Source organism: Nonomuraea diastatica, assembly GCF_004349015.1.
GTDB classification, from domain to species: Bacteria; Actinomycetota; Actinomycetes; order Streptosporangiales; family Streptosporangiaceae; genus Nonomuraea; species Nonomuraea diastatica.
The window spans coordinates 1-8,773 of the sequence record NZ_SMKP01000287.1 but is presented as its reverse complement, the minus strand read 5'-3'; the positions used below and the strand labels follow the sequence as shown (position 1 = coordinate 8,773).

The 8,773-nt window shown below is 73.1% G+C and carries 8 protein-coding genes; 6 read left to right on the top strand and 2 right to left on the bottom strand.

The genetic code is table 11. The annotated features are described in order from the left end of the window. Window positions 1-158 precede the first annotated feature (158 nt). The 6 genes from E1294_RS49335 to E1294_RS49310 all read left to right on the top strand — a co-directional run bounded on the left by E1294_RS49335 (window position 159) and on the right by E1294_RS49310 (window position 7,655). Window positions 159-515, top strand: coding sequence for a Zn-ribbon domain-containing OB-fold protein (locus E1294_RS49335; RefSeq protein ID WP_132519417.1), 357 nt, complete (start codon window positions 159-161; stop codon window positions 513-515). Next, window positions 512-835, top strand: a complete 324-nt coding sequence (locus tag E1294_RS49330; RefSeq protein WP_342775162.1) for a VOC family protein — start codon at window positions 512-514, stop codon at window positions 833-835. The genes E1294_RS49335 and E1294_RS49330 overlap by 4 nt, the downstream gene beginning before the upstream one ends. A 32-nt stretch (window positions 836-867) precedes the next feature. Beyond that, window positions 868-2,376: a class I adenylate-forming enzyme family protein gene (locus tag E1294_RS49325; protein WP_132519411.1), complete on the top strand. Its 1,509-nt coding sequence runs from the start codon at window positions 868-870 to the stop codon at window positions 2,374-2,376. Next, window positions 2,373-4,415, top strand: a complete 2,043-nt coding sequence (locus E1294_RS49320) for an acetate--CoA ligase family protein (RefSeq protein WP_132519408.1) — start codon at window positions 2,373-2,375, stop codon at window positions 4,413-4,415. The genes E1294_RS49325 and E1294_RS49320 overlap by 4 nt, the downstream gene beginning before the upstream one ends. Then, window positions 4,402-5,151 (top strand): glucose 1-dehydrogenase, encoded by a 750-nt coding sequence (locus E1294_RS49315; RefSeq protein WP_132519405.1) that lies wholly within the window; start codon window positions 4,402-4,404, stop codon window positions 5,149-5,151. The genes E1294_RS49320 and E1294_RS49315 overlap by 14 nt, the downstream gene beginning before the upstream one ends. Before the next feature lie 257 nt (window positions 5,152-5,408). After that, complete coding sequence (locus E1294_RS49310; RefSeq protein ID WP_132519402.1) at window positions 5,409-7,655, top strand: CHAP domain-containing protein; 2,247 nt, start codon at window positions 5,409-5,411, stop codon at window positions 7,653-7,655. 52 nt (window positions 7,656-7,707) lie between these two features. On the opposite strand, the gene E1294_RS49305 is transcribed toward E1294_RS49310, so the two are convergent. Both E1294_RS49305 and E1294_RS49300 read right to left on the bottom strand, forming a co-directional pair. Further along, window positions 7,708-8,520: a TIGR03619 family F420-dependent LLM class oxidoreductase gene (locus E1294_RS49305; protein ID WP_132519399.1), complete on the bottom strand. Its 813-nt coding sequence runs from the start codon at window positions 8,518-8,520 to the stop codon at window positions 7,708-7,710. After that, on the bottom strand, window positions 8,517-8,773 hold a 257-nt coding region (locus tag E1294_RS49300; RefSeq protein ID WP_281284624.1), incomplete at its 5' end, for an acyl-CoA dehydrogenase family protein. The genes E1294_RS49300 and E1294_RS49305, both read right to left, overlap by 4 nt.

Here is an 8,773-nt window from a genome sequence, read left to right as displayed (position 1 = left end):
GCCCCCGGCACCGCACCGGACCCCTCCACCGGGCTCTCGGCGGGTCCTCGCTTCCGCCCCGAACCAGTACGCTTCAGCGACAACCGTCACAGGCCCGGCCGCGAGCGGCAGGGCCGAGGTCTTGTGAGGTAACCAAGCGTGCGCTAGCTTGGCTAGCGATGAGCGGTGACACCTGTGCCCACCGGGCCGCCCACGGCGAACTGGTCATCCAGCGCTGCACCGGCTGCGACCGCCGCAGCCACCTCCCAGAACCGGCCTGCCCCAGGTGCGGCGGCCGGGAGTTCCGCACCGAGCCGGTCTCCGGCGAGGGCGTGGTGCACACCTTCACGGTCGTGCACCGCTCGTTCGCGCTCGGCTACCACGGCCGCGAGCCGTACGTGGCGGCCTGGGTGGATCTGCGGGAAGGCCCCAGGGCGTTCGGGCACGTGGTCGGGTGCGCGCCGGAAGAGGTACGCGTCGGCATGCCGGTACGTGTGACGTTCATAGACGATCTCCCCCATTGGAGGCCCGCGTGAAGCTGGGCAACGTGCTGATTCCCGTCGCCGACCTGGACGAGGCGATCGCCTTCTACGGGTTGCCGGTGAAGTTCCGCGACGGCGACAGGTTCGCGGCGCTCGACGGTGGCGGGGTCACCGTGGCGCTGGCCGGGCCCGCCGAGCACGTCACCGCCTCGGCCGCGCCGTCGTACAAGGTGGACGACGTGGCGCGGGTCGTGCGGGAGATGACGGGACGCGGCGCCGAGGTGGTGCGGGCGCCCGAGGACGGGCCGCACGAGAGGCGGGCCGTGCTGCGCGATCCCTCAGGAAACGTCTTCGTGCTCTATTCGCCCCTCTGACCAGGCCCCTCTCTGATGCGGAGGCACCCCCCATGGCACGATCACCCTACGGCAACTACGGCCACGCGATCCTGACCGCGGGAGCGCTGCGCACGCCCGGCAGGGTGGCGCTGACGTACTGCGGCGAGCGGAGCTTCACCTACGACGAGCTCAACAGGAGCGTCAACCGCCGCGCGAACGCCCTGATGGCTGCCGGGATCACGCCGGGGCGGCGGGTGGCGGTGCTGCTCAACGAGACGTTGCGGGTGGCCGAGGTCTACCTCGCGCAGGCCAAGATCGGGGCGGTGACGGCGGCGCTGAACCCGTACTGGCCGGTGGAGACGGTGCGGGACGTGGTGGCCGCCTCGGGGTGCACGGCGCTGATCCACGACGCGACGGTCGAGGGAGTGGTCGAGCAGATCAGGGACGAGCTGCCGGCGGTGACCACGTGGATCGACGTACGCGAGCCGCTGGAGGGCTCGGACACCGAGCCGCCGCTCGGCGGGTTCCACGACGATCCGCTGGCGCTCTACTACACCTCGGGGACGACCGGGCTGCCCAAGGCCGTCGTGCACACGCACACGTCGTCGCTGGCCACGGCGCAGATCTGGCTGGACGTGCCGCGCGGGCCCGACGCGGTGTTCGGCACGGGAGCGATCATCTGGGGCATCGGCTTCCCCGCCATCGTCGGTCCCGCCCTGTACGCCGGGATGCGGCTGGTGCTGGAGCAGGACTGGGGCCCGGCGAACTTCCTGCGCGTCGTCCCCCGCGAACGGGTCACGCACGTGTCGCAGATCCCCTCGTTCTACACGGCCCTGCTGGGCTCGCCCGACCACGAGGGCGTGGACCTTTCGTCCATCCGGGTGATCATGCTGGGCGGGGAGCCGCTGGCCGCGACGATGCTCGACCGGATCAAGGCCAGGCTCCCGCAGGCGGCCGTGTTCTCGTACTACGGCCAGACCGAGGCGCCGTACACGTGCATGGGCCGGGTGGACGACGGCTCGATCCCGCTCGGGTCGTCCGGGCGCGCCCGCACGGGCAACGCGGTACGGATCACGAACCAGCGCGGCCACCGCGTGATCGACGAGGTCGGGGAGATCAACCTGGCCGGGCCGCATCGGATGGCCGGCTACGACGGCCTGCCGGACCGCACGGCGGAGGTGCTGCGCGGCGAGTGGTACGTCGGGGGCGATCTCGGGACGCTCTCCGCCGACGGCGTGCTGCGCGTGCTCGGCCGGCGAGAGGACGCGATCACCAAGGGCGGCGTCTGGACGCAGCCGGCGGTGATCGAGGAGGCCGCTTCGGCCCTCGACGGCGTGGCCGAGGCGGGCGCGGTCGGCGTGCCGGAGGGCGCGGCGGACCAGCGTGTCCTGCTGGCCGTCGTGCCGCGTGCCGGGCACTCGCTGGACGCCTCGAAGATCACGCTCTCGCTGGCCGACACGCTCCCCGCCCACCAGCGCCCCGACCACATCGTGGTGGCCGCCGAACTCCCGCACGCGCAGGATGCCTCCGGAGGCCCCGGCAAGCTGCTGCGCAGGAAGATCCGCGAGCTGTACGGGTGAGCGCGTACGAGCACGAGGTCAAGGGGCTGCTGCGCGAGGCGGGAGTGCCGGTCCCGCGCGGGGTGGTGGTGTGCGACGGCGGCTTCGGCGCGGCCGGCGAGCTGGACGCGCCGCTGGTGCTGAAGGCGTTCGGGCCGGGGCTGGTGCACAAGTCCGAGGCCGGGGCCGTGGTGCTGGGCCTGCGGCACTGCGAGCTCGCGGCGGCGGCCGCCGCGATGGCCTCCCGGCTGGATGTCGCCGGGTTCCTCGTCGAGGAGCAGGCGGAGGCCGGGGTCGAGCTCATCGTGGGTCTGGTGCGTGACCCGGGGTTCGGGCCGGTGCTGCTGGCCGGTCTCGGCGGGGTGTGGGCGGAGGCGCTGGGTGACACGGCGCTGCGGCTCTGCCCGATCACGGAGGAGGACGCCCGGAGCATGCTGGCCTCGCTGCGCGGGGCCGCGCTCCTGCGCGGCTGGCGCGGCGGCCCGCCGGTGGACGTGGACGCGGTGGTCGAGCTGCTCGTGACGGTCGCCGGCCCCGGCGGGCTGTGGGAGCGGCTGGAGCTGGGCGAGTTCGAGCTGAACCCGGTCATCGCCGGCCCGTCCGGGGTGGTGGCCGCCGACGCCCGCCTCCTGCCCGCCGCGACACCCGCGCGCGCGGCGGCGGGGCCGCCTGCGGACTTCCTGCCCCTCTTCGAGCCCAGGGCCGTGGCGGTCGTCGGCGCGTCCGCGACCCGGCCGAACTTCGGCAACATGTTCCTCGGCTTCTACCGCGAGACGGGTGTCCCTCTGGTGGCGGTGCACCCCGAGGCGGACGAGGTGTCGGGCGTGCCCGCCGTGCGCTCGCCGGCGCCGGCCGACGTGGACGCGGACGTGGATTACGCGCTGGTCGCCGTGCCGGCCGAGCGCTGCGCCGACGTGGTGCGGCAGGCGACAGGGATCCCGTTCGTGCAGGTGATGAGCGGCGGGTTCGGGGAGGCCGGGCACCACGAGCTGGAGCAGGAGCTGGTCGAAGCGGCGCGGGCGGCGGGCACGCGACTGCTGGGCCCCAACTGCATGGGCGTCTACTGCCCGCGCGGCCGGCAGACGTTCGTCGGCGGCGGGCTCGGGACCGCCGGATCCGTGGCCCTGATCTCGCAGAGCGGCGGCCTCGCAGGCGAGGTGATCAAGGTCGGGGAACGGCGCGGGCTGGCGTTCAGCCGGGTCGCCACGGTCGGCAACGCGGCCGACGTGACCCCGGCCGAGCTGCTGCGCTGGCTCTCGGGTGACGAGGAGACGCGCGCGGTCGGGCTGTACCTGGAGGATCCGCGCGGCGGGCGAGAGCTGTACGAGGCGCTGCGGGCGACGGACCTGCCCGTGGTGCTGCTCATCGGCGGGCACAGCGGGCAGGGGCGGCGGGCGGCGGCCTCCCATACGGGCGGGCTGGTGAGCGACCGGCGGATCTGGGAGGCGGTGGCCGAGCAGGCGGGCGCGGCGCTGGTGTCCGGCCAGGACGACCTGATCGGGGTCCTGGCGTACTTCCAGGCGCACGGCTCGCGTGTCGCCTCCGGGGACGGCGTGCTGGTGGTGGGGCCGAGCGGCGGCGCGAGCGTGCTGGCCGCCGACGCGTTCGACGGCGCGGGTGTACGGCTCGATCCGCTGCCGGACGACGTGCTCGACGCGCTGCGCGGGCTCGGCGTGACCGCGACGGGCAATCCGCTCGAGGTGCCCGTCGGGCCGCTCGGGCGTGCCGGGCTCGTGCCCGAGGTGATCGGCACGATCATGTCGTGGCGGCCGTACCGGGACATCGTGGCGCACGTGAACGTGCAGGCCTTCTTCACGTACGGGGACGCGGCGGAGCCCCTTCACGCCTACGCCAGGGCAGTCGCGGGGGCTCAGGAGGCGCTGCCAGGCGCCCGGATCACCCTCGTCACCAGGAACGGCGACTGCGCGCTGGAGGGCGTCGAGGACGAAGTGAGACGGATCGCGGCGGCGGCGGGGATCCCCGTCTACCGCTCCATGGAGGCGGCCGCAGCGGCCATCGCTGGGGCCGTCGCGGCAGGAGGGCGCCATGAGGCTGCTTGACGGCAAGGTCGCGCTGATCACGGGCGGGGCCCGGGGCATGGGGGCGGCGCACGTGCGGCTCTTCCTGGAGGAGGGCGCACGGGTGGTGTTCGGCGACGTGCTGGATGACGAGGGCAAGGCGCTGGCGGAGGAGACGGGCGCGGTCTATGTCCGGCACGACGTGACGAGCGCGCAGGAGTGGGAGCGCGCCGTGTCGATGACCACCGACCTGTACGGCAAGCTCGACGTCCTGGTCAACAACGCAGGGATCCTGAAATATCGGCGCATTCACGAGATGTCGCCCGAAGACTTCGACCAGGTGATCGACGTCAACCTCAAGGGCTCCTGGCTGGGGATCAGGTCGGTGATCGACCCCATGAAGGCGGCCGGGCGCGGCGCCATCGTGAACATCTCCTCGATCGAGGGCTTCATCGGCGCTGAGGGGCTGTCGGCGTACTCGGCCTCGAAGTTCGGGCTGCGCGGGATCACCAAGTCAGCGGCGCGGGAGCTGGCCAGGTTCAAGATCCGGGTCAACTCGGTGCATCCTGGCGCGATCAACACCGCGATGGCCATGAACCCCGACATGGTGAACGAGGTGGACGCGGACACGTTCATGAAGTCCATGGTCATCAAGCGGTTCGCCAAGCCGGTCGAGGTGTCGCACGTGGTGGCGTTCCTGGCCTCCGACCGGGCCGGTTACTGCACGGGCAGCGAGTTCACGGTGGACGGAGGACTGCTGACCGGGGCGGGATACTAAGATCTCACCCCAAGGTAGATCTTTTGGGTTTAAACCACCTTAGTCGGACATTTCTGGCAGCATCCTGACCTGCGGTTCTTTCCCAAGAAGAGTCGACTCTCTCTTGGGGCGTGCTTGACCTGGGGTTACTCAACGGTAACCTCGCTCATCGCAAGAGATGACAAGCCACCGGTTCCGTCACACCATTCCCAGGGCGCTTCCTGACCCAGGTCTGCGTGGACGAAACCGGTCTTGCCCGGAAGGTTCCCCACGCCTCCATGACGCCAGAGATGCAGAAGTTCATCGAGCTGCTCGAGCGTCAGCTCGGCTACTCGGAGAAGGCCGGCGCGTACACCAAGTTCGGCTCCTGGTACGGCAAGAACGTCGAGTTCGACGCCGACTACAGCTCCGCCCCGTGGTGCGACATGATGTTGTCCTGGGCGGCGCACAAGCTCGGCTACGACGAGTGGATCGGGCAGTTCGCCTGGACCGTCGCCCACGCCAAGTGGTTCAAGGAGCAGGGCGCGTGGGGGAAGAAGCCCAAGCCCGGCGCGATCGTCTTCTACGACTGGAGCGGATCCAACAAGATCAGCAGGATCGACCACGTCGGCGTCGTGACGCGGGTCGAGGGCGGCACGATCTACACGATCGAGGGCAACATCGACGGCGGCGTCGCCAAGCGCAAAGAACGTGACACGAGCAAGGTCGTCGGCTACGGCTACCCGGAGGAGATCAAGGCACGCCTGGACGAGGAGGCCGCCCAGCAGGCCAAAGAGGCCAAGAAGAAGGCGGAGGAGCGGGCGGAGGAGCCATCGAGGCCCGGCAACGACGTCGGCGTGCTCGAACTTCCCGCGGACGAGGCGCTGTCCGGCACGATCCCCCGCGCCGAACGCGACGAGCCCGCCCGCGCGCCGCACTCCGGCGGCCGCGACGCCGCGCCCGCCCCGGCTCCGTCGAAGAAGGCCGAGCAGGAGGCCACGGTCCAGGGCTCCGCGAGCGCCACCGGCAAAGAGCCCGCCAAGAAGGCCAAGCACGCCAAACCGTCCACGGCCGACACCACGGCCGCGACCGCCGACCCGCACCCCACGCACGTCGACGCCTCGGTCACCGGCCCGATGCCCGCCGTGTCCACGCCGACGCTGGTCGGCTCGGCGCTGGTGGCCGCGCTGGCGCTGCTCGCCGTCGCCAAGACCCGCCGACTGCGGGCCGCCGCGTCCGCCACGGCCGGCACGGGCACCCGCCCGGCCCGCTCGAACGCCGGCCGCCGTCGCCGCCGCAACGCCGCCCCCGCGCCCCGGCGCCGGCTCGCCACCCGGCCCTTCGACCTCGCCACCGACGCCCCAGAGCTCCGTACCACGGACACCGCCGCCCTGCGCTCCCCGCGCCACACCACGGACACCACGGCGCTCCGCTCGCCGCGCCATGCCTCCGACACCACGGTGCTCCGCTCACCCCGGCGCGCCGGGGACACCACCGTGCCGCGTTCGCCGGACGCCGCCGAACTCCACGCCTCTCACCGCCTCGCGCGTGCCGGGGACCGCCGCGCGGCGGACACCGGGCCTTTCACACCCGCCTTCGACAGGACTCCCGCCGAGACGGGGCCACTCGAGATCGTCCTCGACACCGGCCCGCTCGACCGCGTCGTGGACACCGGACCGTTCGAACGCGTCGTCATCCCGGGCGCGACGAGCAGCTTCGACGCCTTCGCCCCCACCACGAACACCGGCGACGCCTTCGGCCCCCTCGTCACCGTCGGCCACCCCTCCGGTGTCCACGCCCCGTTCCCGGCCACACCCGTGGGAGCCGTTGCAGGAACCTCCTCCCAGGCGCACCCCGAAGCCCTCGCAGGGGCACCCGTGGGAACCCTCGCAGGAACCTCCTCCCAGGCGCATGCCGGAGCCCTCGCGAGGGCACCCGTAGGAGCCCTCGGCGGAACACCGGCCGGAAGCCGCGCCGGAGCGCCCGTCGCAGGCGCCATCGGAGCATCCGGCCCGCTCGCCAGCCCCACCACCGGCGACTGGTTCCCCGGTAGCCGACTGGACGCTCATTCCCGAAACGACAGACCTGGCCGCACCTCCGGCGGCTCACCGAACCGCTCCTCCGGCGGCGGCAGACCTGGCCGTACCTCCGGCGGCGGGCCGGGCCGTACCTCCGGCGGCCCCTATCGCGGACGGCGGCGGCACGAGCGGCTGGCCGAAGAGCCCGCGTTCGCGTCCGACCTCCCGTCGCGCGGCCGCCGCCACCGCCGCTCCCAGCCCGGCCCGCCGGACGTCCAAGGGCCTCGCCCCAGCGGCGCGCCGCAACCCGCCAGAGCACCGTACGCCGGCCGCCAGGAGCCCGAACAACACGGGCCCGCGGGACTCACGCAGTCCAGGCGGTCCGGCGAGGGGCGCAGCGCCGAAGGGTTCGTCCAGGACCTCCCGCTGAAGGGCCGCAGGCACCGCAGGACGACCCGTCCCGACGACGGCCGCCAGCTCGCCGCCGCAGCCACCACCCGCCCCGGAAAGGGACGCCACCGCGCCTGACCGGCCTCCCGACCACACCGCAGCGCGACGCGAAAGCGTCCGAAGGGCGTCCCTACCTGAGCCCGTGCTCGGCGGCGAAGGCGGCCAACCGGGAGACGGCGTCGCGGCCACGCGTCCAGGGCCGTACGATGAGCCGCTCCACGCCGAGCGCCTCCCACGCGGCCACTTCGTCAGGGGAGGCCAGCGCGTAGGCGTGCGCCGTCACGGGGACCCCCGGGCCGAGCCGGTCGAGCTGCGGCCTGATCGACTCGATCGTGTGCGGCATGCTGATCCACCCGTCGCATAGCCGGGCCACCCTGCGCAGCGCTGCGGCCGACTCCCCACCCGCGAGCACGGGCAGCCGCCGCTGCACCGGCTTGGGTTCGAACGCGACCTCGGGGAACGCGTAGAACCTCCCGGAATGGGCCACCACCGGGTCGCTCCAGAGCCGCCTGACCACCTCGATCGCCTCGTCCAGCCGCGCCCCGCGCGTGCCGAACGGGATGCCGGCCGCCTCCCACTCCCCCCGATACCAGCCCGCGCCGACCCCGCAGATGGCCCGTCCCGACGAGACGACGTCCAGCGTGGCGAACGCGCGGGCCGACACGAAGGGGTGTCGCAGGGCCAGGAGCTGCACCGCCGTGCCGAGCCTGACGCGGGACGTGAACGCGGCGAGCCAGCACAGGTACGCGGGCGCGTCGAACAGCGGCGTGCCCGGCTTGATCCCCGGCCCGGTGGCGCCCGGGTACTCGGCGAGCGTCAGGTCGGTGGTGAACACCAGGTGCTCGGGCAGCCACACCGACTCGAAGCCCAGCTCGTCCGCGGCCACCGCCACGTCCTTCCACGCGGCGGGATGCAGCAGCCCGAGCGGCACGCCGAACTTCACGGATACCGTTCCGGGCCGCCGTTGAGGATGGCGGCGCACAGGCGTTCGCGGTGAGCGGCCGCGGTGCCGTACGCGGCCGAGAGCGACCAGGCCCGCGCGAGCCAGAACCGCAGGTCCAGCTCCTCGGTGTACCCGATCGCCCCGTGCACCTGGAGCGCCACCCGCGCCGCGAGGACGGCGGCCTCCCCCGCGGCGGCCTTGGCGGCGCTGACGTCCCGCCCGGCGCTGGGCAGCGGCCCACGCACCCGTCCGC